This is a genomic window from Mesorhizobium sp. CC13 (assembly GCF_039907765.1).
In the GTDB taxonomy this organism is placed as follows: domain Bacteria; phylum Pseudomonadota; class Alphaproteobacteria; order Rhizobiales; family Rhizobiaceae; genus Aminobacter.
The window spans coordinates 17181-42244 of record NZ_JARDJI010000027.1 but is presented as its reverse complement, the minus strand read 5'-3'; the positions used below and the strand labels follow the sequence as shown (position 1 = coordinate 42244).

The following is a 25064-nucleotide window of genomic DNA, read 5'->3' as shown; positions in this document are numbered from 1 at the left end:
CCCCTTGTGGGGAGGGGTCAGGGGTGGGGGTCGCTTCACATGCGATTGGCCGGCCAGGCGTGGTCGCCGAAAGGGCCAAAGGAATGGCGCGCTGGAGAGAAAAAAATCTCCCGGCGTGGAAAAGATGTCCACGCGCGAACAGAGATCACGGCATGGATCCCAGGTCTCCGCGACGGCGCTGGCGCGCCTACTCTGCCCTGGGATGACGAACGCAAGAGGCAGCGCCTCATCCCTTGCCCGTTCTGTCCTGCCGGACATCTCCTCCCTGCGGGGGATCGCCGCTGCCGTCGTTGAAAACCTACGCCGCGACCGCGGTGCGGCGGCGGTCGTAGGAGCGGCCGTCGGCGTCGAAGATGTGCAGGTCGTCAGGGCTGGCGGCAAGCCGGATGACGGTGCCGCGCTTGATCTCGACATTGCCTGGCAGCTTGGCGGTCAACGGCTGGTCGCCGCGGCCGATGTCGACATAGACGAGCTGCACCTCGCCGAGCTGCTCGATGTAGTCGACCATGCCCTCGAACAGGAAGTCGTCCGACGTGGCGACAAAGAGATCCTCGGGGCGGACGCCGAAGCTGACGGCCTTGCCCTGGGCATCCGCCGGCGTCGCGATCGGCACCGGCGTCTTGCGGCCGGCGACGTGGGAAACCAGGCTCGTCTCGCCGGCGCGGTCGATGGTGGCCGGCAGGATGTTCATGGCCGGCGAGCCGATGAACTGGGCGACGAAGAGGTTGCCCGGGTGCTTGTAGAGCTCCATCGGCGTGCCGACCTGCTCGATGCGGCCATCCTTGAGCACGACGATGCGGTCGGCCAGCGTCATCGCCTCGACCTGGTCGTGGGTGACGTAGATCATCGTGGTCTGGGGCATCGATTCCTTGAGCTTGGCGATCTCGATGCGGGTGGCGACGCGAAGGGCGGCGTCGAGGTTGGACAGCGGTTCGTCGAACAGGAAGACCCTGGGATTGCGCACGATGGCGCGGCCGATGGCGACGCGCTGGCGCTGGCCGCCCGACATCGCCTTGGGCAGGCGGTCGAGATATTTGGTCAGCTGCAGGATCTCGGCCGCGGCACGTACCCGCTTGTCGATCTCGGCCTTGCTTTCCTTGGCGATCTTCATGCCGAAGGCCATGTTGTCGTAGACCGTCATGTGCGGATAGAGCGCGTAGGACTGGAACACCATGGCGATGCCGCGCTTGGACGGGGGCACGTCGTTGACCCGCTCGCCGGCAATGTGGAGTTCGCCCGAGGTGATCTCCTCGAGGCCGGCGATGGAGCGCAGCAAAGTCGACTTGCCGCAGCCCGAGGGGCCGACGAAGACGATGAACTCGCCCGACTTGATGTCGAGGTCGATGCCATGAAGGATGTTCAGGTTGCCGTAGGACTTCGTGACGTCCCTGAGCGTTAGATCGGCCATGGTTTCCTCCCAGAATCTATCTTGAGCCGGTCAGGCGAAGCGCCCGAACCAGGCGCCGTAGCCACCGAGCCGGACCGTGCCGGCGTCCGTCTTGCCGTCGAACCCGTGCCCCGGCAGTGCCTGCAGACCGCGGCCGCCGAGATCGACGGTCGCCGGCGCGCTGCCGAGGTTGAAGGCGCAGACGATCTCCTCGTTGCCCTCGCGGCGGCTGAAGGCGACGGCATCGCCCTCGACGTCGAAGAAGCGGATGTCGCCCTTGGCGAGCGCCGGATGCGAACGGCGGAAGGCGAGGAAGCGGCGGTAGTGTTCGAGCAGCGAGGCGGGATCGCCGGCCTGCGTGTCGACGGCCTTGGCGACGTGCTCCTGCGGCACAGGCAGCCAGGGCCTGGCTTTGGAGAAGCCGCCATTGGCGGCATCCTTGTTCCAGACCATCGGTGTGCGGCAGCCATCGCGGCCCTTGAATTCCGGCCAGAAGCGGATGCCGTAGGGATCCTGCAGGTCCTCGAAGGCGAGGTTGGCCTCGGTCAGGCCGAGCTCCTCGCCCTGGTAGATGCAGACCGAGCCGCGCAGCGACATCAGAAGTGCGGAGACGACCTTGAGATATGCGGTGCGGTCGGCCTCGCCCATGCCCCAGCGCGAGGCGTGGCGGACGACGTCGTGATTGGAGAAGGCCCAGCACGACCAGCCGTCGCTGGCGACGCGGCCGAAATCCTCCAGCACGGTGCGGACCTTGGCGGCGCTGATCTTCTCAGGCGCCAGGAAGTCGAAGGCGTAGCACATCTGCACCTTGTCGCCGCCGCCGGTGTAGGAGGCGACGACCTCGAGGCCGCGCTGGGAATCGCCGACCTCGCCGACGGCTGCCGCCGCCGGATACTCGTCGAGCACGGCGCGGAAGCGGGCGAGGAAGTCGAGGTTTTCCGGCCGGCTCTTGTCGTAGATGTGGTCCTGGAAATTGTAGGGATTCACCGCCGGCGCGGTCTGGTCGTTGCGCTGTTCCGGCGGCAGCGGCGGATTGTCCTCCAAGCCGGCGGAGTGGAAGTAGAAGTTGATGGTGTCGAGGCGGAAGCCGTCGACGCCGCGGTCGAGCCAGAAGCGGGTGACGTCGAGCAGCGCGTCCTGGACGTCGCGGTTGTGGAAGTTGAGGTCCGGCTGCTCGGCGAGGAAGTTGTGCAGGTAATACTGCATGCGCCTGGTGTCCCACTGCCAGGCCGAGCCGCCGAAGATCGACAGCCAGTTGTTGGGCGGGCTGCCGTCGGGCCTGGCGTCGGCCCAGACGTACCAGTCGGCCTTGGCGTTGTCGCGGCTCGAGCGGCTTTCCTTGAACCAGGGGTGCAGGTCGGAGGTGTGCGAGATGACGCCGTCGATCATCACCTTGAGGCCGAGGCGGTGCGCCTCGGCGATCATGGCGTCGAAGTCGGCGAGCGTGCCGAACATCGGGTCGATGTCGAGATAGTCCGAGATGTCGTAGCCGAAATCCTTCATCGGCGACTTGAAGAAGGGCGATATCCAGACCGCGTCGGCGCCGAGTGCCGCGATGTGCGGCAGGCGGGAGATGATGCCCTTGAGGTCGCCGATGCCGTCGCCGTTCGAGTCCTGGAAGCTGCGGGGGTAGATCTGGTAGATCACCGCCCCCCGCCACCAGTCGCGATCCACTGCGGGAACGGGATTTTCGATTTTGCGCACGGCGGACTGCATTGGAGCTAGCCTCCCTTGACCGAGCCCGCGAGCAGGCCGCGGACGAAATAGCGTTGGAGCGAGAAGAACACGACCAGCGGCACGATGATGGTGACGAAGGCCGAGGTGGTGAGGATTTCCCAGTCGCCGCCGCGCGAGCCGAGCAAGTTGTTGAGCTTGGCGGTGAGCACGATCTGGTCGGCGTCGGCGCGCAGGAACACCATCGCCACGAGCAGGTCGTTCCAGACCCAGAGGAACTGGAAGATGGCGAAGGAGGCGAGCACCGGGAAGGACAGCGGCAGCACGATCTTGACGAAGATCTCGAAGTCGCTGGCGCCGTCGATGCGGGCCGATTCCATGATCTCGCGCGGCAGGCCGGCGATGTAGGCCCTGAGCAGGTAGATGGCGAAGGGCAGGCCGAAGCCGGTATGCGCCAGCCAGATGCCGAGATAGGTCTTGGCCGGCACGCCGAAGAACAGGCCGACGCCGTTGTAGAGCTTGAGCAGCGGGATCAGCGACATCTGCAGCGGCACGACGAGCAGGCCGATGATGACGGCAATCAAGAGCGCGCGGCCGGGAAAGCGCATCCAGGCGAGCGCATAGGCGGCGAAGGCGGCGATCAGGATCGGGATGATGGTGGACGGGATCGTCACCGTCAGGGAATTGATGAAGGAGCGGCCGATGCCTTCCGAGAACAGCACCGACTGGTAGTTCTCGGTGGTGAAGCGCGGCGGCATCGACGCCGAATAGTAGACGCGCTGGCCGCGGCTGCCCTCGAAGGCCCTGGGCGAGGACATGACGTAAGCGCCGTCCTCGCCGACCTGCAGCGTCACCCCCTCGCCGAGATCGGCCGTCTCGCCGGCCGCGTACTGGGTCGGCTGCTGGGCGCGCGTGCCGAAGGCGGTCAGGGTGCGGGCGTCGCCGGCGCCGAACAGATTGCCCATGATCAGGAACCTGCCGTCCTTCTCGACCTGCTTGTCGGCGGCGTCGGTGCGCCCCGCCTGGGTCTCGGAGGAGGTGGACAGCGCCGTCCACCAGCCGGAGACGACGAGCTGGTCCTTGTCGCGCAAGGAACTCACCAGGATTCCGAGCGTCGGGATGGTCCAGATCGCGACGAAGACGAACACGGCGATGTGGACGCCGAAGCGGCCCAGGAAGGACTTTCCGCTTGGACTGGACATGTCAGTGCCCTCCCCCGCCTTCGCGATTGGCCTGGCGGATGTTCCAGACCATGATCGGCACGACGGCCAGCATGATGATGACGGCGATCGTGGCGCCGCGGCCGAAGTCGCCGCCGCCGCGGAACATCCAGTCGAACATCAGGTTGGCGAGCACCTGGCTGTTCCACTGGCCGTTGGTCATGGTGAGCACGATGTCGAAGACCTTGAGGACGAGGATGGTGATGGTGGTCCAGACAACGGCGATCGTGCCCCAGATCTGCGGCACCATGATCTTCCAGAAGATCTGGAACGGGTTGGCGCCATCGATGACGGCGGCCTCGATGGTCTCTTCGGGGATGCCGCGCAGGGCCGAGGACAGGATGACCATAGCGAAGCCGGTCTGGATCCAGATCAGGATGACCATCAGGAAGAAGTTGTTCCAGAAGGGCGTCGAGATCCACACCTGCGGGGCGCCGCCGAAATATTGCACGACGGCGTTGAGGATACCGATCTGCGTCTGCCCCTCGGCGCGGTATTCGTAGACGAACTTCCAGATGACGCTGGCGCCGACGAACGAGATGGCGAGCGGCATGAACACCAGGCTTTTGGCGATGTTGCCCCACCAGATCTTGTCGGTGAGGACTGCGATGATCAGGCCGAGGAAGGTGCAGGCCGCCGGCACGACGATCAGCCAGAGCAGGTTGTTGAAGATCGAGTTGCGGAACTCGCGGTCGCCGAAGGCCCAGCTGTAGTTGGCGAGGCCGACCACGTTCTGGCCGGTGCGGTCCATGAAAGACAGCCGCAGCGTGTCGATCACCGGATAGATGAGGTAGACGGTGACGATGAGCAGCGCCGGGCCGACGAAGAGCCACGGACGGATCATGCCCTGGCGGCGGAGATTGTCGACCGCCGCCGTGCCGGACACGCCGCGCGAGGGGAAGACGACGTCGAGGAGCTTGTTGGCGCCCCAGAAATAGGCGACGCAGCCGCCGACGCCGACGATGACCGTGAAGATGGCCGAAAGTATCTGTGCCGTCATGGGATCAGTCCCTTTTCAACGGGCTGGTTCGTGCGCGGGATACGTCAGAAGGACCGAGCCCCTCCTCCGGCCGCTACGTGGCCTCCTCTCCCCATCGGGGGAGAGGGTGTCCCTGAGCTTGCCGAAGGGGCGAAAGCGGAGGGCGGATGAGCGGGTACTGCTCCAAGCCCGCCGGCGCCCTTACTTGATCGCGTCCCAGCTCTTCTGGATGTCGGCGGCGACGTCGGCCGGAGCCTTGCCGCCGACGAGATCGATCATGCCGGTCCAGAAGGCGCCGGCGCCGATCTTGCCGGGCATCAGGTCGGAGCCGTCGAAGCGGAAGGTCGAGGCGTTGACCAGGATCTCGCCCTGCTTCTTCAGCGCGTCGTTGGCATAGGCCTCCTTGTTGGCCGTCTTGAGCGGGGTGAGGAAGCCCGACTGCGCCATCCAGACCTCATGGGCGAGCGGCATCTTCAGGAAGTCGATGAAGGCGCGCGCGGCCTTGGAGTCCTTGGCGATGGTGAACAGCGTACCGCCGCCGAGCACCGGATTGCCGAGCTCGGGCTTGGCGGCCATCGGCGGCAGGTAGAAGAAGTCGGCGTCCTCGCCGAGCTTGGTGCCTTCGGGGAAGAAGGACGAGATGAACGACGCCTGGCGGTGCAGGTAGCACTTGGGCGGAACGGCGAAGAGGCCCTTGGGGCTGTCGCGGAAGTCGGTCGCGGCGACCGCCGCCTTGCCGCCGTCGACATATTTGTCGTTGGTGGCGATCTTGGCGAAGATGTCGAGGGCGTTGACCACGGCCGGATCGTTGAACGGGATCTCGTTTCGGGTCCACTTGTCGTAGACGTCCGGCGCCTGCGTGCGCAGCATGATGTCCTCGACCCAGTCGGTGGCCGGCCAGCCGGTGGCGCCGCCGGAGCCGAGGCCGATGCACCACGGCACGCCGCCGTCGGCGACGATCTTGTCGGTCAGGGCCTGCAAGTCCTCCCAGGTCTTGGGAACCTCATAGCCGGCTTCCTCGAAATTCTCCGGCACGTACCAGACCAGCGACTTCAGGTCGGCCTTGAAGGGGAAGCCGTAGAAGCCCGGCTTGCCGTCCTTGTCCTTGTAGGTGCCGAGATCGACCCAGGACTGGCCGGCGCCGTAATTCTCCTTGACGAAATTGGCGGTGCCCTCGTCGAGCGGGGTGAGCAGGCCCTTGGAGGCGAGATCCTGGATCAGGCCGGGCTGCGGCAGGATGGCGATGTTGGGCGGGCTGCCGGCCTGCGTGTCGATGACGATCTGCTGTTCGTAGTTCTCGGACGAGGAATATTTGATCTCGGCGCCCGTGGCCTCGCTGAAGTAGACGAGCACCGAGCGGGCCAGCGCCTCGTCCTCGCCGCGCCACGGCCCGAAGATGGTCAGCGTCTCGCCCTTGAGATCGACCTTCTTGAGTTCGTCGAAATTGGTCCAGGTGAAGCGGGCGTCCTCGCCCGGCTTGAATTTCAGCTCCGCCGACGCGGGCGCCGTGTAGGCAAAGGCCGCCAGCGCCACCCCCAGCATCAGGGTCTTCTTCATGGTCTTCCTCCCAGTGAATAGAAAACTCCGGACGGAACCTCCATTCCGCCCGCCGACACCGCCTCGAACAATGCTCCAGTATCGCGCCGCCTGCAACTCGCTGACGTTAGGGCATCTCAAAGCGCTTTGGCTTCTTTCATCACGCCATCGAAATGACCGCGAGTCAAGAGCTGCGCGCAATTAATCGATTTAAATTCGGCCGGCATGTGCGCCGCAGCACGGTTTTTTGGCATTGCAGCAGCAAATTTTGCTTCAAAGCGGCTTTCGACGCGCCTATCGTGACCGCATGCAGCCAGCATCCGCCCGACAAGGCGAGCGGCACGATTTAAAGCGCTTTGGAATTCGAGGCCACGGTGAACCTCAAACAGCTGTCGAAAATGCTCGAACTTTCGCAGACGACGGTGAGCCGTGCCCTGAACGGCTATCCCGAGGTCAGCGAGGAGACGCGCCGGCGGGTGATGGACGCCGCCAAGCGCCACGGCTACCGGCCGAATCCGAGTGCGCGGCGGCTGGCGACCGGCAAGGCCGGCATGATCGGCTACGTGCTGCCGACGGGCGCCGCCGTCGACATCGATCCGCATTTCGTCGAGTTCCTGTCGGGGCTGGGCGACTATGCGCGCGGCCACGAGCTCGACCTGGTGCTGAGCCCGGCCGACGCCGCCGAGGAGGAGACGACCTACCGGCGGGTGGTGGCGAACAAGCAGGTGGATGCGCTTTACATCTCCGCCCCGCGCCGCGCCGACCGGCGCATCGCGCTCGTCCACCAGCTCGGCATCCCCTTCATCGTGCACGGCCGCAGCGAGGGGCTCGACTTCGACTACCCCTTCATCGACATCGACAACGAGGGCGCCTTCCACGACGCCACCCGGCTCTTCGTCCAGCTCGGCCACAGGCGCGTCGGCCTGATCAACGGCGACGACACCCAGACCTTCGCCATCTTCCGCGAACGCGGGGTGAGCCGTGCCCTCGCCAGCAGCGGGCTCGCGCTCGAGCCGCGGCACGTCCGCTCGGCGGTGATGACCGAGGAGAACGGCTACCGTGCCGCGCGCAGCCTGCTGGAGACCGCCGACGCCCCGACCGCGATCGTCTGCTCGAGCCTGCACATGTCGCTGGGCGTGGTGCGGGCAGTGCGCGACCTCAATCTTTCGATCCCCGGCGACGTGTCGCTGATCAGCCACGACGACGTCTTTCCGTGGCTGAAGCCGGAGAATTTTCCGGTGCCGCTGTCGACCACGCGCTCGTCCATCCGCGCGGCCGGCGCGCGTGTCGCCGAGCGGCTGGCGGCGCGGATCTCGGGTCTGGAGGACGGGGCGCGCGGCGAGGTCTGGCCGGTGGACCTGGTGGTGCGCGGGTCGATCGCGGGGGCGCGGCAGGTCGTTTGAGTTCGAAAGGGAAGTACCCCCACCCCTAACCCCTCCCCACAAGGGGGAGGGGGATTCCGACGACGGCCGCCAGGCTTTACGAAGCGGCATGACACCAGCCCCTACTTGTCGGCAGTTGCGGGCTCAGGCGCTTGCGGTCCCCTCCCCCTTGTGGGGAGGGGTTAGGGGTGGGGGTAGGTCATCGATTGGACCGACGAGTGCCTTCAGGAGCCTCGCGCTGCCCCTCATCCCCCTGCCGGGACCTTCTCCCCGTGAACGGGGAGAAGGAAGCCGTCACTCCTTCGCCGCCTGCGCCGCCTTGGTGTTGATGAGCCCGAAGCCGAAGTCGGTGTCGCGGCCCTTGTCGCCGAGGTCGGTGGCGGTGTCGGCGAGCGCCTTCTCGACCCAGGCGGCCGAGCGTTCGGGCTCGCGATGCAGGAGGTTGGCGATGGCGCCGCTGACGACGGCTGCCGCGAAGGACGTGCCGGTGACGAGATCGGTGCCGCCGCCGACGGGCGCGAGCACATCAACGCCGGGGGCGGAGACATAGACATAGGGACCGCGGTTGGCCTGCTTCATCAGCCCGTCCTTGGCGTCGGTGGCGGTGACGGCGATGACGCCATCGTAGGCGGCCGGATAGCCGTAGGGCGCGCCTGGGCCATTGTTGCCGGCGGCGGCGACCAGGATCAGGCCGCGGGCGCGCGCGGCGAGGCAAGCCTGTTCGAGCAGCGCGTTCTTCGGCCCGACGAAGCTCATGTTGACGATGCGCACGTCCTGCTCGGCCGCCCAGTCCAGCGCGTTGAGGATGGTCTCCATGTTGGACTTGCCGCCCTCGAAGGCGCGCGCGTGGAAGACCTTCGAACCCGGCGCCATGCCCTTGAAGCTGCCCGTGCCGGCAATCAGCCCGGCGACCGAGGTGGCATGGTCGCGGGCGGTGACCTTGACGCCGGGCATGGCATCGAAGCTTGCGGCGATCACCCCCTCGAGCGCTGGATGGGTGTCGTCGATCGCCGTGTCGATGACGGCGACACCGACGTTCTCGCCATTGGCCTCGGCCTCGTCGAGCGAGATGCGCTGGAAGGCAAAGCCCGGGGACGCCGCCGCCTGCTGCAGGTCGTAGATGTGGTTGGGCTCGCGCGAAGTCGTACGGCCGTCGCCGGCGAGCTGGGCGAGCACGACGCCGACGGGGCGGCCGTCGGGAATGCCGAAGCGCACGAGGCTGGTGCCGAGCAGGACCGACTGGCGCTGCGACCGGATCTCGAGGCCGAAATCGGCGGCGACCGCCTGCGCCACCGCCGGGCCGCCGTCGATAGTCGCCAGCACCTCGTCGGGCACGAACGCGCCGGAGACGGCGCGCGGCGGCGCGGCCAGCACGCTGGTCGCCAGGCTGCCGGGCGGGGTGCCGCCGGGCGATGCCTGCGGGGTGGCGGAGGCGACGGCCGGGGCGCCGCCGCCTGAGGGATCGGCAGGCGCGGCGGGGTCGCGCTGCGGATTGGGCGTGGGCAAGGGCACGGCGGACTGGCCGCCCGAGGGCACGCCGGGGAAATCGCCGGGATTCGGGAACAGGTCGACCAGGAGTTCGGGCAGGCTGACGGCGCCGGGCAAGCGGCCGCCCTCCGGCGCGGGGCCGCCCGGGGCCGGCCGGGCGCCGGGCTTCAAACAGTCGCCGCCGGTGGCGGCGGTGGCGCGGCTGAGGCAGTCGAGCTGCTCGGGCGTCAGGTTCGGGTCGTTGGTCTGGGCACGCGCGGGGGCGGCGGCGAGCAGGCTCGCCGCCAGCAGGAACCGCAGAACGTGCGCGCCCGGGCTCATTCGGCCGGCTTCCTCCCGATCGTTACCGTATCGGCAAAGGACGCCGAGGAAATCGCCGCCACGACGCGGTCGAAGTCGGCTGCCTTGTCGGCGGCGATCGCGACGCGGAAGACGCCGCTCGCCGTCGGCCCGCCGATGATCGAGGCGCCGTTGTCGCCGAGAAGGGCGGCGATGTCGGACATCCTGGCATCCGGCTTGAAGGTGACCAGCACGAAGGGCTGCTTCGCGGTCTCCTCGCCGGTACCGGCGACCTCGACGTCGTTGCCCGTGCCCGGCCGCTCGATCGCGCCCTGCACCACGACGAAGGCGAGCAGGGCAGCGGCCGCCGCCCAGGCGACGCCGACCGGCAGGCCCATGAAGCCCTGCCAGGCACGCGACAGCAGCGACTGCGCGCGCGGTTCGCGCACCGGCCCGGCCTCGGCTTCGAGCAGCTTCGAGAAGCGGCTCAGCGCATCGGCCGGCGGCCGGATCGCCTCGTTGGCGGCGAGCGCCCCGGAAAACTCGGCCTCGGCGGCCTCGAGTGCCGCGGGCGCCGCCGGATCGGTGGCGAGCCAGTCCTCGACGGTGGCGAGCTCGGCGCCTTCCAGCGTGCCGTTCAGATAGAAGGGCAGCAGCGTCTCGATCTCGTCGCGGCGGGTCATCTTTTCGGCAGCGCTCATGGCCACCCCCTGTCGTATCCGGCGGCCTTCAAGGCCTCGCCCAGCTTCTTGCGGGCGTAGAACATCCGCGTCTTCACGGTGGCGACGGGAATGTCGAGGATGTCGCCGATCTCGGTCACCGATTTGCCATGGTAATAGGCGAGGTCGACGACGGTGCGATGCTCCTCGGCGAGCGCATCGACGCAGCGGCGCAGCGCCGCCCCCTTGTCCTGTTTCATCGCCGCGACCTCGGGCGTGTCCGCGTCGTCGGGCACGGCCGCCGCATCGTCGTCGTCGAGCCAGTCCTCCTTGCGCTTGCGCAGCTGGGACAGCGCCTTGAAGCGCGCTATGCCGAGCAGCCAGGTCGACACCTCCGACCGGCCCTCGAACTGCGGCGCCTGGCGCCACAGCTCCAGAAACACCTCGTTTGCAACATCATCCGCCACGGCTTCGGACCCCGTCTGGCGCGCCACGAAACGGTAGACCCGTGCGTGGTGACGCGTGAACAGGAGCCGCAAAGCGGCGCGGTCGCCGTTTGCGACCCGGCCGACGAGCTCGCGATCTGACAATGGATCGGATGCGATGTTCATGGCCGGAGCAACCGCCGGGCTCCTGTCTGCATAGTCGCTGGTCGCCGCAAAAAGGTTCACCGGTTTGTTTCGGACACCACCAAGCTAACCGAACTGACGCAACGTTGCCAGTGGATCGGGCAACCCTGGCGCGCATGGACGCGGCGACGGGAGGAGGACTTGCACCTTGGTCAATTTGGTATATAGTATTCCAAAATTACCGTGCCTTAGGAGCATCCGCATGACCGTCGCCATGAACCCCGACGAATTCCGCACCGCGCTCGAAAATGCCATCAGGAGAAAGAGCGCCAACTAGTCGCCCTTCAGCGTCGGCTGGGCCAGCGGCAAGCTGAGCCGCGAGCACCTCGCCCGCTGGGCGGAGAACCATTACCACTATGTCGGACCGTTCGCGGATTACCTCGGCTACATCTACGCGCGCATGCCGGAGGGCTACACCGAGGCCAAGGATTTCCTGCTCGCCAACATGTATGAGGAGGAGATCGGCGGCGACCGCCACACCGATCTTCTGATCCGCTTCGGCGAAGCCTGCGGCACGACGGCCGACAGGATGCGCGACCCCGACAACATGTCGCCGACGACGCGGGCATTGCAGAGCTGGTGCTACGCGGTAGCCATGCGCGAAGACCCGATCGTCGCGGTCGCCGGCCTCGTCGTCGGCCTCGAATCCCAGCTGCCGTCGATCTACCGCAAGCAGACGCCGACGCTACGCGACAGGTCAGCCTCTACTGGGGCATGCGGACGGAGAAGGACCTCTATTTGCACGACGAGATCCGGTCCTGGGGCGACCGTCTCTGCGACTTCCACTATGTGCCGGTGCTGTCGCGTCCCGGGCCGGACTGGACCGGCCGGCAGGGCTACGTGCAGGAGGCGGCGGCCGAGGACATCGGCGACTTCTCCGATCACGCCATCTACATGTGCGGCTCGCCCGCCATGATCGCCAGCGCCAAGAAGCTGTTCGTCGAGCGCGGCGCCAACCCCGGCTTCATCTATGCCGACGCCTTCAACTTCCAGCACATGCTGGCGCCGGCGGAATAGGAGATCGCGGCATGATCGGCCGGGACCGGGCAAAGCGCCGCAGCGGATTGGATATTGTAATCAATCCTTGCCCGGCTGTATCATCCTCCAGTAGGAGCTGCTTCCGCAGGTTGAATCGCACCGCTACCAGGAAGTGCACATGACCGCCATTTTGGGTGAAATCCACGCCCCGCTGACCAAGCTGATCACCAACGCGCTGCGCGAGCGCATCGTCAGCGGCGAGATCGCCGTCGGCGAGAGGCTGGTCGAGGGCCGCCTGTCCGAGGAGATGGGCGTGTCGCGCATGCCCGTGCGCGAGGCGCTGCGCGAGCTCGCCGCCGAAGGCATCGTCACCATCGAGCCGCGCCGCGGCGCCTCGGTCACCGTGTTCAGCGAAGAGCAGAAGCGCGAACTGGTGGAGGTGCGGGCGACGCTCGAGGCGCTGAACGCCAAGCTCGCCGCCAAGCGCCACGATCCACAGCAGATCGCGGCGCTGCAGAAGATCCTCGACGACGGCGCCAAGCTCGCCGACACCGACGACCCGGTGATGATCTCGCGCCGGAACACCGAGTTGCACGAGGCGCTGGCGACGGTCGCCGCCAATTCGGTGCTGCAGGACATGGTGCGCTCGCTGCGCGACCGCACGGTGATGCTGTTCGCCCCGATCAGCAGGCGCCGCGGCCGCCAGACCTGGGAAGAGCACGCCGGCATCCTGCGCGCCGTGATCGCCGGCGACAGCGAACTCGCCGCGCTATTGGCGGCGCGGCACGTGTACAATGCCGCGGAGATGCCGCAGGAGTAGCGAGGGGACATAGTCCGGCCCGAGTCAGGCTGCCGGAAGCGTTCGTTTCAGCATGACTTCATCGAGCAACTGACGAAGGTACGGCGCCACCGTCTCTCCGTCCTCCCTGAGTTGTTGAGCATACGATCGCATTGCCTCAGGCACGACCTCCGCGAGCTTTTGGTCCACAAGGCCCTCCCCAAGGCCCACTCGCACCGTGCGCTGACCCTGCTGCCTGAGAATCAGGCTGGCGATCACTCTGCTATTCTTCCTCCGCTGGTAGCGAAGAGTAGCTGACATCTCGGCCCGATCAAATACTGCCCGGAAAGGCCGAGCCAGCACACAGCCCTGGACTTCGATCTGACTTCCGTTGGCTACAAGGGACGTGTTCGACTGACCAAGTGCCATCGCAAATGCAGGCGCAGCGATAGCCAGGGTTACTAGAGCCAAGATCGAATAGGTGGCGAGTCGATCAACTCCCTGCGGAAATGTCGGAGCGATCTTTTCTTCTGGATCAATCGGCGGCGACCGACGGAACGCGATGATCACGATGAAAGTCAGAAGCAGCGCCATGAGGATGAATGTCCCGATGCTGCGAATGCCGCAGCCATATGTTGAGAAGACTATCTCGACGCTGTTGCTCAATTGTCGACACTACCATTGAACATTCGAAACCGGCTGCCAACATTCTTGGTCTTGCATGCAATGTCCAGACATGGCGAAGTCCTGCTTGACCTGCATCAAGGCCGGCCGCCGCCCATCGGCATAGATGGCAGGCGAGATCCACGGAACCACGCCCCGATGTCCTTCCTGCCCTTCGTCGCCGCGTCGCTTGCCGTCCTGCTGACCCCGGGGCCGACGAACACGATCCTGGCTGCGTCTGGCGCGGCGATGGGATTGCGCAACGCGCTTCACCTGCCGCTCGCCGAGGCGCTCGGCTACGCCGTCGCGGTGAGCCTCTTCCTGGCGCTGCAGGACCAGGTTCGGGACGTGCCGGCAGCGCTCGCCGTGATGAAGGCCGTCGCTGCGGCCTGGCTGCTCGTTTCGGCCGTCAGGCTGTGGTCGCAGCCGGTGGTGCCGGGCATCGACGCCCGTCAGGGCGCATTCTGGCGCGTGCTTGCGACGACGATGCTGAACCCGAAGGCGATGCTGGTCGGCACCATCGTCATCCCGAGCCTGATGGCGGAAAGCCCGGCCGGAGGGGTGGCCGGTTTCGTCCTGCTCTCGACGCTGGCCGGTATCGGCTGGACGGCGCTGGGCGCGGCACTGCCGGTTTCCCTTCGCCAGTATTCCTACAGGGCGGCGGCGCTGATCGTCGGCTCCTTCTCGGTCGCGGCCGCAATCAGTGCGATCCATGCCTGACGCCCGGCGATCGGTCCGCAACGGCTAGAGCGGCGGGCATTCCGACGAATGCAGCTCCGCCGCCCGAGCTGATTTTCCCAGCCGCATTCGTGCGACGCCAGACGATTCCGTCCGGCTGCAAAATGCCCTACCCGCCCACGATCCACCTGTAGGCCAATCCCGCCAGGGCGATGTCCTGGAGGCCTACCCCGACGGACTTGTAGATGGTGATCTCGTCCTCGCCGGTGCGGCCACGCGCCTTGCCGGCGAGGATCTCGCCGAGTTCGACGATCTTGGATCGAGGCAGGGCCGCGGGGTCGGCGAGCACGAGGTCGCCGGCTTCGCGCAGGCTCTGCTCGCACCATTCGACGGCGACGAGCGAGGCACGGGCGATCGCGCGATCGTCGAGCTCGCGCGTGTTGGGCAGGCTGGAGCCGACGGCAGCGATGAAGCAGCCGGGTGTCGCCCACCTTCCCCTGACAGGAATTTGCCGATGCTCAACCCCGTGCCAGCCGCCTCGCCAGCACCGCCGCCGCTGCTCAGCGTGCAGTGCCTCGACGTGACCTACGAAACCGGGGCGCAGGGGTTCTGCACGGAGGGAAAGCCCAGGGTCAGTTCAGCCCGAGGAAGGCGCGCACGTCGCCCGCACTGCGCGCAACCAGGGCGCCGTCGGGGCCGTCGACCGGATCCTGCGGCCAGAAGATGGTACGCATGCCGGCGGCCACGCCGGCGCTCGCCCCGGTGAAGCTGTCTTCCATCACCACCGTGTCGGCAGGATCGATGCCGGTCAGCCAGGCGGCACGCAGATAGGGCTCGGGGTCGGGCTTGCCGCAACGCACGTCGTTGCGGCTGATGGTGCGCATCGCCGGTTCGTGCAGGCCGACGGCCCTGAGATTGGCGTCGACCACCATGCGGTCGGAATTGGACACGATGGCCTGCACGGCCCCGCGCGCCTTGAGGTCGCCGAAGATCTCCATCGCGCCCTCGCGCGGCAAGAGGCCGGGGGCGTGGCTCATGTAGTGGTCGTATTTGCGGGCGATCCATTCGTCGAACTCGAGCGCCAGCCCGAACTGGTCGCGCAGCACCTCGTAGACCGGCCGCGCCGCCTGGCCGACGACGCGGGCATGCAGGTCGACCGGCGGCTCGATGCCGACGCTGCGGAGGGCGGCAATGAGCGACCGCTCGTGCAGCGGCTCGCTGTCGATCAGCGTGCCGTCCATGTCCCAGTACACTGCCTTCGGAATCATCGGACGTGCCCCTTTCGTCTGGTTCATAGAGGCTTCGGAGGTCGACTTGAACCGGCCAATCGTCGAGGGCGGTCAGGCCAGTCGCACCATAACACAGCAAGTGCGCAATGAACAAATGACGCATCAATCGGGCAATTGCGCAATGGCCAAAAGCCTGCGAAACTGGCGAAGCAGGTCGATTGAGAGGCATAAAGCATGAGCGCCCGGCAGGAAAGCGCCAATCCCAGGCTCGACGACGCCGCCCGCGCCGGCTGGCTCTATTACGTCGCCGGCAACACCCAGGACCAGATCGCCACCAAGCTCGGCGTCTCGCGCCAGACGGCGCAGCGGCTGGTGTCGCTGGCCATGTCGGAAGGGCTGATCAAGGTGCGGGTCGACCACCCGATCGCCAGCTGCCTCGACCTCGCCGAACGGCTGCGGTCGCGCTTCGCCCTGGACCTGGTCGAGGTGACGCCGAGCGATCCGGATTCGTCGTCGACGACGATCGGCATCGCCCAGGCGGCGGCGGCCGAGATCGAGAAGTGGCTGCGCTCGGCCGAGCCCATCGTCATGGCGATCGGCACAGGCCGCACGCTGAAGGCGGCGATCGAACAACTGCCGCCGATGGAATGCCCGCAGCACAAGGTGGTTTCGCTGACGGGCAACATCTCGCCGGACGGCTCGGCCGCCTTCTACAACGTCATCTTCACCATGGCCGATACGATCAAGGCGCGCAGCTTCCCGATGCCGCTGCCGGCGATCGCCTCGTCGGCCGAGGAGCGCCGCATGCTGCACGGCCAACCGCTGATCCAGCCGACGCTGGCGCTGGCCGCACAGGCCAACGTCACTTTCGTCGGCGTCGGCGACATGGGCCCGAAGGCGCCGCTCTACGAGGACGGCTTCATCACCGAAACGGAACTGAGGGCGCTGCAGAAGGCAGGCGCCGTGGGCGAGATCGTCGGCTGGGCCTTCGATCGCGACGGCCGGCTGATCGAGGGAATCACCAACGACAGGGTCGCTTCCGCTCCCCTGCCGTCACGCGAAAGGTCGCTGGTGGTGGCGCTGGCGATGGGCGAGCGCAAGCTGCCGGGCATCCTCGCCGCCGTCACGCGCCGGCTGGTCAACGGCCTCATCACCGACGAGCGCACCGCAGCCGGACTGCTCGCGGCGGGCTAGAGGCGCCGGCCGCAGGGGTCGTTGCCGTCGAGCACGCCGATGTCGCGCTTGAGATGATCCGACAGGTCGCGCGGATCGAGGATGCGCCGGGAGCGGGTGCGCCAGCCGAACGCCAGACTAAGCCTTTCGGTCCATGATGCCGGCTGGCAATGGTTGAGCCTTGCCTGTGCTGCGCTCATGATCGTGAACCTCCGTCGATGCTTAAGCCTGCTGATGGGTTTACCAGACATTTGGTTCATGAAAGCCTTGAATTCCAATCGAATATCGACCTGGACCCATTAAGCGAGCTTATGCATCATGGCCCTGCAACTGCCGCCATTGACCGCGATCAGGGTGTTCGAGGCGGCGGCCCGGCATGCGAGCTTCACCAAGGCGGCGGCGGAACTGGGCATGACCCAGGCGGCGGTGAGCTACCAGATCAAGCTGCTCGAGGAGCGGGTCGGCGCGCCGCTCTTCCTGCGCCGCCCGCGCCAGGTCGCCCTGACGGAGGTGGGCCGCCGGCTTGCGCCGGCCGCGAGCGAGGCCTTCGCGATCCTCGGCGAGGCCTATGCGGCGGCGCGGGGCGGTTCGGCGGGAACCCTGTGCGTGTCGACCGTGCTGACCTTCGCCTCGAACTGGCTGGCCCGCCACATCGGCTCGTTCCAGATGCGCCATCCCGGGATCGCGGTGAGGCTCGACACGTCGAGCCGGATGGTCGACTTCGCGCGCGAGGACGTCGACGTCGGCATCCGCTCGGGCGACGGCACGTGGCCTGGGCTGGTGGCGCACCGGCTGTTCCGCGCCCAGTACACGCCGATGCTCAGCCCGAAGCTGGCCGAAAGCATCGGCGGGGTGAAGGAGCCGGCCGACCTTCTCAAGCTGAACATCCTCGATCCGGGCGACATCTGGTGGAAGCGATGGTTCGCGCTCGCCGGCCTGCCGGCCGATAGCCTCGCGGGGCGGCCCGACACCAGCATGGGCTCCCAGGCCTATGAGGCAAGCGCCGCGATGGCCGGCCAGGGCGTCGCCATCCTGACCCGCGCCTTCTTCACCAGCGAACTCGCCGAGGGCCGGCTTATCCAGCCCTTCGACCTGATCGGCGACGACGGCCAGGGCTACTGGCTGGTCTATCCCGAAGCCCGCCGCAACGCACCCAACATCCGAGCCTTCCGCGACTGGATCCTCGCCGAGATCGCGCGGCCCGGCTCGATCGGATAGGCGGCGCGCCCCTCCACCCCTTCCGTTTTCACGTCCTGCCCCACCGTCGCCGGCGGCGCCGCGCGATGCGGCGTGGCCGCGCAGATTCACGCTTGACATAAATCATGCCGAGTGAATAATTGCTCACAACCAAGGCAAATGCTCACCTTGGTCCATGGGAGGATTTCGATGAGACTGACCACGCTCTTTTTGGGCCTGTGCGGTGCGAGCGCGCTTGCGTTCGCCGCGCATGCCGAGACCATCACGATCGCCACGGTGAACAACGGCGACATGATCCGGATGCAGAAGCTGACGGACGACTTCAAGGCCAAGAACCCCGACATCGACCTGCAATGGGTGACGCTGGAAGAGAACGTCCTGCGCGAGCGCGTCACCACCGACATCGCCACCAAGGGCGGGCAGTACGACGTGCTCACCATCGGCACCTACGAGGTTCCGATCTGGGCCAAGCAGCAATGGCTGCTGCCGCTCGACAACCTCGGCGCCGACTACGACGTCGACGACATCATCCCGGCAATCAGGGGCGGCCTGTCGGCCGACGGCAAGCTCTATGCCGCGCCCTTCTACGGCGAAAGCTCCTTCGTCATGTACCGCAAGGACCTGATGGAGAAGGCCGGGCTCACCATGCCCGACGCGCCGACCTGGGAATTCATTGCGGACGCGGCGCGCAAGATGACCGACCGCGCCAACGACATCAACGGCATCTGCCTGCGCGGCAAGGCCGGCTGGGGCGAGAACATGGCCTTCCTGACGGCCACCTCGAACTCGTTCGGCGCGCGATGGTTCGACGAGAAGTGGCAGCCGCAGTTCGACCAGCCGGAATGGAAGTCGACGCTCGACTTCTACGTCAAGCTGATGAACGACGCCGGCCCGCAGGGCGCCTCGTCCAACGGCTTCAACGAGAACCTGGCGCTGTTCCAGCAGGGCAAGTGCGGCATGTGGATCGACGCCACCGTCGCCGCCTCCTTCGTCTCCGACCCGAAGAACTCGACCGTCGCCGACAAGGTCGGCTATGCGCTGGCGCCCGACACCGGCCTGGGCAAGCGCGGCAACTGGCTGTGGGCCTGGTCGCTCGGCATCCCCGCCGGCACGCAGAAGGCGGAAGCGGCGCAGAAGTTCGTCGCCTGGGCGACCAGCAAGGGCTATCTCGACCTCGTCGCAGCGAAGGAGGGCTGGGCCAACGTGCCGCCCGGCACGCGCACCTCGCTCTACGGCAATCCCGAGTACCAGAAGGCGGCGCCCTTCGCCAAGATGACGCTGGATTCGATCAACTCGGCCGACCCGACCAAGCCCACCGTCAAGCCGGTGCCCTATGTCGGCGTGCAGTTCGTGGCCATTCCCGAGTTCCAGGGCCTGGGCACGACGGTCGGCCAGCTGTTCTCGGCAGCACTTGCCGGCCAGATGTCGGTCGACGACGCGCTGGCCCAGGCACAGCAGGTCTCGGTGCGCGAGATGACCCGCGCCGGCTACATAAAATAGAACCTCCCGGAGCCTCGGCCGCCCGTTTCCCAGTCGGGCGGCCGCCTTTTCCGACCGGTTCGACCGAAGGGGTGCTCGCATGGCTACTCGACAAACCCGGACGCTGGCACGCCTGATGATGGCGCCGTCGGTCATCCTGCTGTTCGTGTGGATGATCGTGCCGCTGGTGATGACGCTGTGGTTCTCCTTCCAGAACTACAACCTGCTCAATCCCGCCAATGTCAGCTTCGCCGGCCTGTTCAACTACACGTACTTCTACACCGACCCGGCATTCTTCCAGTCGATCTGGAACACGCTCGTCATCGTCGGCGGCGTGCTCATCATCACCGTCGTCGGCGGCACCGCGCTGGCGATGCTGCTCGACCAGCCGATGTTCGGCCAGGGCATCGTCCGCATCCTGGTGATCTCGCCCTTCTTCGTCATGCCGCCGGTGGCGGCGCTCGTGTGGAAGAACATGATCATGCACCCGGGCTACGGGGTACTGGCCGACATCAACAAGTTCTTCGGGCTGAGGCCGGTCGACTGGTTCGCGCAATATCCGCTGCTGTCGATCGTCATCATCGTCGCCTGGCAATGGCTGCCGTTCGCAACGCTGATCCTGCTCACCGCGCTGCAGTCGCTCGACGAGGAGCAGAAGGAGGCGGCCGAGATGGACGGCGCCAACTTCGCCAACCGGTTCTGGTACCTGACGCTGCCGCACCTGGCCCGCGCCATCACCGTCGTCATCCTGATCCAGACCATCTTCCTGCTTGGCGTCTATGCGGAGATCCTGGTCACCACCAATGGCGGCCCGGGCTACGCCTCGACCAACCTCGCCTTCCTGATCTACCGCACGGCGCTGCTGGGCTACGACGTGGGCGGGGCATCGGCGGGCGGCGTGATCGCCGTCATCCTCGCCAACATCGTCGCCATCTTCCTGATGCGCGCCGTCGGCAAGAATCTCGACAAGTAGGAGGGGGCGATGAGACCCGTTTCGCCGAAGCCCGGCGTCGTCCTTACCCCCACCCCCGACCCCTCCCCACAAGGGGGAGGGGGAATTGGCGGCGCGGCCATCCAGCATCGGTCTTCGATGGTCTTGGTCACAGCCGCGGCGAGTTCGTCTCCCTCCCCCTCGTGGGGAAGGGTCAGGGGTGGGGGTCTCCATCCTCGTCGTGGGCGTATCCATCCTCGCCATTCGTTCCGAGCCAGGGAGGTCTAGTCATGGCACGCGCAATCTCCACCAGGCGCAAGATCGGCTTCACCATCGCGGCGTGGGCGGTCGCCTTCGTGATCTTCTTCCCGATCCTCTACACCGTGCTCACCAGCTTCAAGACCGAGGCCGAGGCCATCGCCGGCATCAGCCTGGTGCCGTCCGGAACCTTCGAGAACTACGTCGAGGTGCAGTCGCAGCGCGACTACTTCAAGCCGTTCATGAATTCGGTGGTGATCTCGGTCGGCTCGACGCTGATCGCGCTGCTCATCGCCATCCCGTCGGCATGGTCGATGGCGTTCTCGCCGACCAAGCGCACCAAGGACGTGCTGATGTGGATGCTGTCGACCAAGATGATGCCGGCGGTCGGCGTGCTGGTGCCGATGTACCTCTTGTTCCGCGACACCGGCCTGCTCGACACGCGGCTCGGCCTGACGATCATCCTGACGCTGATCAACCTGCCGATCGTCATCTGGATGCTCTACACCTATTTCCGCGAGATCCCCGGCGAGATCCTCGAGGCGGCGCGGATGGACGGCGCCACGCTGTTCAACGAGATCGTCTACGTGCTGACGCCGATGGCGGTGCCCGGCATCGCCTCGACCTTGCTGCTCAACATCATCCTGGCCTGGAACGAGGCGTTCTGGTCGATCCGGCTCTCGGCGGCGAACGCAGCACCGCTGACCGCTTTGATCGCGTCGTTCTCGAGCCCGCAGGGGCTGTTCTGGGCGAAGCTTTCGGCGGCCTCGACGCTGGCGATCGCGCCGATCCTCATCATGGGCTGGTTCTCGCAGCGCCAGCTCGTCCGCGGCCTGACCTTCGGCGCCGTCAAATAGAAAAGTCCCCGGGAGGAAACGATGGGCAACATAGTTCTCGACAAGGTGTCGAAGTCGTTCGGAACGACGACGATCATCCCCAAGATCGACCTGGAGATCGAGGACGGCGAGTTCGTCGTCTTCGTCGGCCCCTCCGGCTGCGGCAAGTCCACGCTGCTGCGCCTGATCGCCGGGCTCGAGGATACGTCCGCCGGCAGCATCAGCATCGACGGCCGCGACGTGACCGCCGAGGCGCCGGCCAAGCGCAAGCTCGCCATGGTGTTCCAGTCCTACGCGCTCTACCCTCACATGACCGTGCGCAACAACATCGCCTTCCCGCTCAAGATGGCGGGCGAGGACAAGGCGGCGATCGACCGCAAGGTCAACGACGCGGCGCGCGTGCTCAACCTCACAAACTATCTCGACCGGCGGCCGGGCCAGCTGTCGGGCGGCCAGCGCCAGCGCGTCGCCATCGGCCGCGCCATCGTGCGCCAGCCCTCGGCCTTCCTGTTCGATGAGCCACTGTCCAACCTCGACGCCGCGCTGCGCGGCTCGATGCGGCTCGAGATCAGCGAACTGCACCACCAGCTCAAGACGACGATGATCTACGTCACCCACGACCAGGTCGAGGCGATGACCATGGCCGACAAGATCGTGGTGCTGAACGCCGGCAACATCGAGCAGGTCGGATCGCCGCTGGAACTCTACCGCTCGCCGCGCAACCTCTTCGTCGCCGGCTTCATCGGCTCGCCGAAGATGAACTTCATCGAGGGCGCGACCGCCGCCAGGCAGGGTGCCGCCACCATCGGCGTGCGGCCGGAGCACATCAACATCTCGACCACGGCCGGCGACTGGCAGGGCACTGTCGGCGTCGCCGAACATCTCGGCGCCGACACCTTCCTGCATGTCCACACCAACGGCCTCGGCACCCTCAACGTGCGGGCCAGCGGCGAGGTCGGGGTCAAGCACGGCGACACGGTCTATCTCACGCCCGACCCCACCAAGCTGCACCGCTTCGGGGCCGACGGGAGGGCGCTTTGACCGGCAGGCTCGCGGGCAGGTCGGCGCTGATCACCGGTGCGGCGCGCGGTATCGGCCGCGCCTTCGCCGAGGCCTATGTGCGCGAGGGCGCGACGGTTGCCATCGGCGACATCAACCTGGAAGCGGCCGATCGCACCGCCGGCGAGATCGGCCCCGGCGCCTACGCCGTCAGGCTCGACGTGACCGACCTCGATTCCATCGAGGCCGCGGTGCGGACCGTCGAGGCCAGGACGGAAGGGCTCGACATCCTCGTCAACAACGCGGCGCTGTTCGACCTCGCGCCGATCGTCGAGATCGGCAAGGCGAGCTACGACAGGCTGTTTGCGGTCAATGTCGCCGGCACGCTGTTCACGCTGCAGGCGGCGGCGAAGGCGATGATCGCGCGCGGCCAGGGCGGCAGGATCATCAACATGGCGAGCCAGGCCGGCCGGCGCGGCGAGGCGCTGGTCGCCGTCTACTGCGCCACCAAGGCCGCCGTCATCAGCCTGACCCAGTCGGCCGGGCTCGACCTCATCAAGCACCGCATCAACGTCAACGCCATCGCGCCCGGCGTGGTCGACGGCGAGCACTGGGACCATGTCGACGCGCTTTTCGCCAAATACGAGGACCGGCCGCTCGGCGAGAAGAAGCGCATCGTCGGCGAGGCCGTGCCCTACGGCCGCATGGGGCGCGCCGAGGACCTGACCGGCATGGCCGTCTTCCTCGCCAGCGACGAGGCCGAATACATCGTCGCCCAGACCTACAACGTCGATGGCGGCCAGTGGATGAGCTGAAGATGGGCCGGTACCAAGCTTCTCCGATTCACGCCAACGCACTTGCCTGTCTATGCCGCGAGAGATCCGACCGGATTTGGACCCCCACCCCTAGCCCCTCCCCACAAGGGGGAGGGAGACCCATCCGCCGCCGTTGCGACCAAGATCAACGATGATCGCGATCGGCGGCCGTGGCGCCAATTCCCCTCCCCTTGTGGGGAGGGGCTAGGGATGGGGGTAGCTTCACATGCAACCGCCCTGCCGTTCTCGCAGGGCATCGCCACCGTCAGTGCCAACACGGCGAAGGCAGAAAGGGGTAAGTATCCCATGAGCATCAAACTGTCGGCCCAGGCTCTTGGCCACCTTCCCGCCAGCGTCGCGCGCCCCGCCTACGACCGCGCCGCGCTCAGGGCCGGAATCCTGCATTTCGGCGTCGGCAACTTCCACCGCTCGCACCAGGCGGTCTATCTCGACCAGCTGTTCGACGCCGGGCTCGACCACGACTGGGCGATCGTCGGCGCCGGTGTCTTCCCGGCCGAGGAGGCGGGCCGGCAAAAACTCGCCGGGCAGGACTGGCTGACGACGGTGGTCGAGCAGGACAGCGGCCACATGAGCGCGCGCGTCACCGGTGCGATGATCGACTTCATCAGGCCGGGCGACACGGCGGCCGTGATCGACCGGCTCGCCGATCCCGCGATCCGCATCGTGTCGCTGACCATCACCGAGGGCGGCTATTTCATCGACCCGGCATCGGGCGCGTTCAACCCGACGCACCCGCAGATCGTCGCCGACGCCGCCGACATCGCCGCTCCCCGGACCGTGTTCGGCCTGATCCTCGCCGGCCTGATACGCCGCCGCGACGAGGGCACGGTTCCATTCACCGTCATGTCCTGCGACAACATCCCCCACAATGGCCGCGTCACGGCCGATGCCGTGATCGGCCTGGCGCGGCTGATCGACGAGCGCCTTGCCGACTGGGTCAGGGAACATGTCGCCTTCCCCAACAGCATGGTCGACCGCATCACGCCAGCCACCACCGATCGCGAGCGCACGATCCTGGCGGAGCAGTTCGGCGTCGACGACGCCTGGCCGGTGTTCTGCGAGCCGTTCAAGCAATGGGTGCTGGAAGACCGTTTCCCCGCCGGACGGCCGGCGCTGGAAAAGGTCGGCGCGCAGTTCGTCGGGGACGTCGCGCCCTTCGAGCTGATGAAGATCAGGATCCTCAACGGCGGGCACGCGACGATCGCCTATCCCGGCGGGCTGATGGACATCCACTTCGTTCACGAAGCGATGCAGCACCCGCTGGTGAGCGCCTTCCTGGCCACGCTGGAACGCGACGAGATCATGCCGACCGTGCCGCCGGTGCCGGGCGTGGTGCTTGAGGACTACTGCAAGCTCATCGAACGGCGCTTCGCCAACCCCAAGATCGGCGACACGGTGCGGCGGCTCTGCCTCGACGGCTCGAACCGCCAGCCGAAATTCATCATCCCGACCATCGCCGACCGGCTGAAGGCCGGGGCCGGCATCAACGGCCTGGCGCTCGAATCGGCGCTGTGGTGCCGCTACTGCTTCGGAACCACCGATTCGGGCGCCGTCATCGAGCCGAACGACCCCAACTGGGACCGGATGCAGGCCACCGCCAAGGCCGCGAAGGACGACCCGCAGGCATGGCTCGCCATGGAAGACATCTACGGCGAGGTCGGACGCTCGCCGGTCTTCGCGGCGGCCTTCGCGCATGGCCTGCGCACGCTCTGGAGCCTCGGCACCAGGGAAACGCTGACGCGCTACCTGGACGGCGCGCTCTGAGCGAGGCGGCCAGCGCTGGAATTGCCCAGGGC

At 66.8% G+C, this 25064-nt stretch carries 24 protein-coding genes and 1 pseudogene; 13 read left to right on the top strand and 12 right to left on the bottom strand.

All coding sequences use genetic code 11. The features are described 5' to 3' along the window. Positions 1-298: 298 nt before the first annotated feature. The 5 genes from ugpC to PV773_RS23275 all read right to left on the bottom strand — a co-directional run bounded on the left by ugpC (position 299) and on the right by PV773_RS23275 (position 6817). A complete protein-coding gene (gene ugpC / locus PV773_RS23295; RefSeq protein ID WP_347968649.1) occupies positions 299-1408 on the bottom strand; it encodes a sn-glycerol-3-phosphate ABC transporter ATP-binding protein UgpC in 1110 nt (369 codons plus the stop codon). Between the two features lie 30 nt (positions 1409-1438). Beyond that, positions 1439-3103 (bottom strand): alpha-glucosidase, encoded by a 1665-nt coding sequence (locus PV773_RS23290; RefSeq protein WP_347968648.1) that lies wholly within the window; start codon positions 3101-3103, stop codon positions 1439-1441. A 5-nt stretch (positions 3104-3108) separates the two neighbouring features. Then, on the bottom strand, positions 3109-4263 hold the full coding sequence (locus PV773_RS23285; RefSeq protein WP_347968647.1) for a carbohydrate ABC transporter permease: 1155 nt from the start codon (positions 4261-4263) through the stop codon (positions 3109-3111). A gap of 1 nt (position 4264) precedes the next feature. Continuing rightward, positions 4265-5281, bottom strand: a complete 1017-nt coding sequence (locus tag PV773_RS23280; protein ID WP_347968646.1) for a sugar ABC transporter permease — start codon at positions 5279-5281, stop codon at positions 4265-4267. Between the two features lie 180 nt (positions 5282-5461). Next, positions 5462-6817 carry an ABC transporter substrate-binding protein gene (locus tag PV773_RS23275; RefSeq protein ID WP_347968645.1) on the bottom strand — a complete coding sequence of 452 codons (1356 nt, stop codon included), beginning with the start codon at positions 6815-6817 and terminating at the stop codon, positions 5462-5464. Between the two features lie 353 nt (positions 6818-7170). Here PV773_RS23275 and PV773_RS23270 point away from each other — a divergent pair, with 353 nt between their 5' ends. Further along, positions 7171-8199, top strand: a complete 1029-nt coding sequence (locus PV773_RS23270) for a substrate-binding domain-containing protein (RefSeq protein WP_347968644.1) — start codon at positions 7171-7173, stop codon at positions 8197-8199. Between the two features lie 273 nt (positions 8200-8472). On the opposite strand, the gene PV773_RS23265 is transcribed toward PV773_RS23270, so the two are convergent. Genes PV773_RS23265 through PV773_RS23255 form a run of 3 tightly spaced genes read right to left on the bottom strand, consistent with a single transcriptional unit; the run spans position 8473 to position 11215 of the window. Continuing rightward, positions 8473-9987: a S8 family serine peptidase gene (locus tag PV773_RS23265; RefSeq protein ID WP_347968643.1), complete on the bottom strand. Its 1515-nt coding sequence runs from the start codon at positions 9985-9987 to the stop codon at positions 8473-8475. Further along, positions 9984-10646 carry an anti-sigma factor gene (locus PV773_RS23260; RefSeq protein WP_347968642.1) on the bottom strand — a complete coding sequence of 221 codons (663 nt, stop codon included), beginning with the start codon at positions 10644-10646 and terminating at the stop codon, positions 9984-9986. Before PV773_RS23260 ends, PV773_RS23265 begins: the two co-directional genes overlap by 4 nt. Beyond that, a complete protein-coding gene (locus tag PV773_RS23255; RefSeq protein WP_347968641.1) occupies positions 10643-11215 on the bottom strand; it encodes a sigma-70 family RNA polymerase sigma factor in 573 nt (190 codons plus the stop codon). Before PV773_RS23255 ends, PV773_RS23260 begins: the two co-directional genes overlap by 4 nt. A gap of 310 nt (positions 11216-11525) precedes the next feature. Between PV773_RS23255 and PV773_RS23250 the strand changes: the two are divergent. The 3 genes and pseudogenes from PV773_RS23250 to PV773_RS23240 all read left to right on the top strand — a co-directional run. Then, positions 11526-11870: pseudogene (locus PV773_RS23250) on the top strand (iron-containing redox enzyme family protein); the annotation flags it as partial. A 77-nt stretch (positions 11871-11947) separates the two neighbouring features. Further along, on the top strand, positions 11948-12250 hold the full coding sequence (locus PV773_RS23245) for a hypothetical protein (protein WP_347968640.1): 303 nt from the start codon (positions 11948-11950) through the stop codon (positions 12248-12250). A 139-nt stretch (positions 12251-12389) separates the two neighbouring features. Continuing rightward, positions 12390-13031, top strand: coding sequence for a GntR family transcriptional regulator (locus tag PV773_RS23240; protein ID WP_347968639.1), 642 nt, complete (start codon positions 12390-12392; stop codon positions 13029-13031). A gap of 24 nt (positions 13032-13055) precedes the next feature. On the opposite strand, the gene PV773_RS23235 is transcribed toward PV773_RS23240, so the two are convergent. Then, a complete protein-coding gene (locus tag PV773_RS23235; protein WP_347968638.1) occupies positions 13056-13655 on the bottom strand; it encodes a hypothetical protein in 600 nt (199 codons plus the stop codon). 156 nt (positions 13656-13811) lie between these two features. Between PV773_RS23235 and PV773_RS23230 the strand changes: the two genes are divergently transcribed. Next, positions 13812-14372 (top strand): threonine transporter, encoded by a 561-nt coding sequence (locus PV773_RS23230; protein WP_347968637.1) that lies wholly within the window; start codon positions 13812-13814, stop codon positions 14370-14372. 127 nt (positions 14373-14499) lie between these two features. Here PV773_RS23230 and PV773_RS23225 read toward each other — a convergent pair whose 3' ends face one another. Beyond that, positions 14500-14838, bottom strand: coding sequence for a hypothetical protein (locus PV773_RS23225; RefSeq protein ID WP_347968652.1), 339 nt, complete (start codon positions 14836-14838; stop codon positions 14500-14502). A 124-nt stretch (positions 14839-14962) separates the two neighbouring features. Beyond that, on the bottom strand, positions 14963-15598 hold the full coding sequence (locus PV773_RS23220) for an HAD family phosphatase (protein ID WP_347968651.1): 636 nt from the start codon (positions 15596-15598) through the stop codon (positions 14963-14965). Between the two features lie 195 nt (positions 15599-15793). Between PV773_RS23220 and PV773_RS23215 the strand changes: the two genes are divergently transcribed. Continuing rightward, complete coding sequence (locus PV773_RS23215) at positions 15794-16753, top strand: sugar-binding transcriptional regulator (protein WP_347968636.1); 960 nt, start codon at positions 15794-15796, stop codon at positions 16751-16753. On the opposite strand, the gene PV773_RS23210 is transcribed toward PV773_RS23215, so the two are convergent. After that, positions 16750-16932, bottom strand: coding sequence for a hypothetical protein (locus tag PV773_RS23210; RefSeq protein WP_347968635.1), 183 nt, complete (start codon positions 16930-16932; stop codon positions 16750-16752). The genes PV773_RS23215 and PV773_RS23210 overlap by 4 nt on opposite strands. Before the next feature lie 118 nt (positions 16933-17050). Between PV773_RS23210 and PV773_RS23205 the strand changes: the two genes are divergently transcribed. The 7 genes from PV773_RS23205 to PV773_RS23175 all read left to right on the top strand — a co-directional run bounded on the left by PV773_RS23205 (position 17051) and on the right by PV773_RS23175 (position 25032). Next, a complete protein-coding gene (locus PV773_RS23205) occupies positions 17051-17950 on the top strand; it encodes a LysR substrate-binding domain-containing protein (RefSeq protein WP_347968634.1) in 900 nt (299 codons plus the stop codon). Positions 17951-18118: 168 nt separating this feature from the next. Beyond that, positions 18119-19429, top strand: coding sequence for a sugar ABC transporter substrate-binding protein (locus PV773_RS23200; protein WP_347968633.1), 1311 nt, complete (start codon positions 18119-18121; stop codon positions 19427-19429). Between the two features lie 79 nt (positions 19430-19508). Beyond that, positions 19509-20381, top strand: a complete 873-nt coding sequence (locus PV773_RS23195) for a sugar ABC transporter permease (RefSeq protein WP_340041609.1) — start codon at positions 19509-19511, stop codon at positions 20379-20381. Positions 20382-20629: 248 nt separating this feature from the next. Next, on the top strand, positions 20630-21454 hold the full coding sequence (locus PV773_RS23190; RefSeq protein ID WP_347968632.1) for a carbohydrate ABC transporter permease: 825 nt from the start codon (positions 20630-20632) through the stop codon (positions 21452-21454). 21 nt (positions 21455-21475) lie between these two features. Further along, entirely contained in the window at positions 21476-22474 is a 999-nt protein-coding gene (locus PV773_RS23185; RefSeq protein WP_340041607.1) for an ABC transporter ATP-binding protein, read from the top strand. Continuing rightward, positions 22471-23247 carry an L-iditol 2-dehydrogenase gene (locus tag PV773_RS23180; protein WP_347968631.1) on the top strand — a complete coding sequence of 259 codons (777 nt, stop codon included), beginning with the start codon at positions 22471-22473 and terminating at the stop codon, positions 23245-23247. Before PV773_RS23185 ends, PV773_RS23180 begins: the two co-directional genes overlap by 4 nt. 306 nt (positions 23248-23553) lie before the next feature. Beyond that, the gene (locus PV773_RS23175; RefSeq protein ID WP_347968630.1) at positions 23554-25032 is read left to right on the top strand and encodes a mannitol dehydrogenase family protein; all 1479 of its coding nucleotides are present in this window, start codon (positions 23554-23556) and stop codon (positions 25030-25032) included. Positions 25033-25064: the final 32 nt, after the last annotated feature.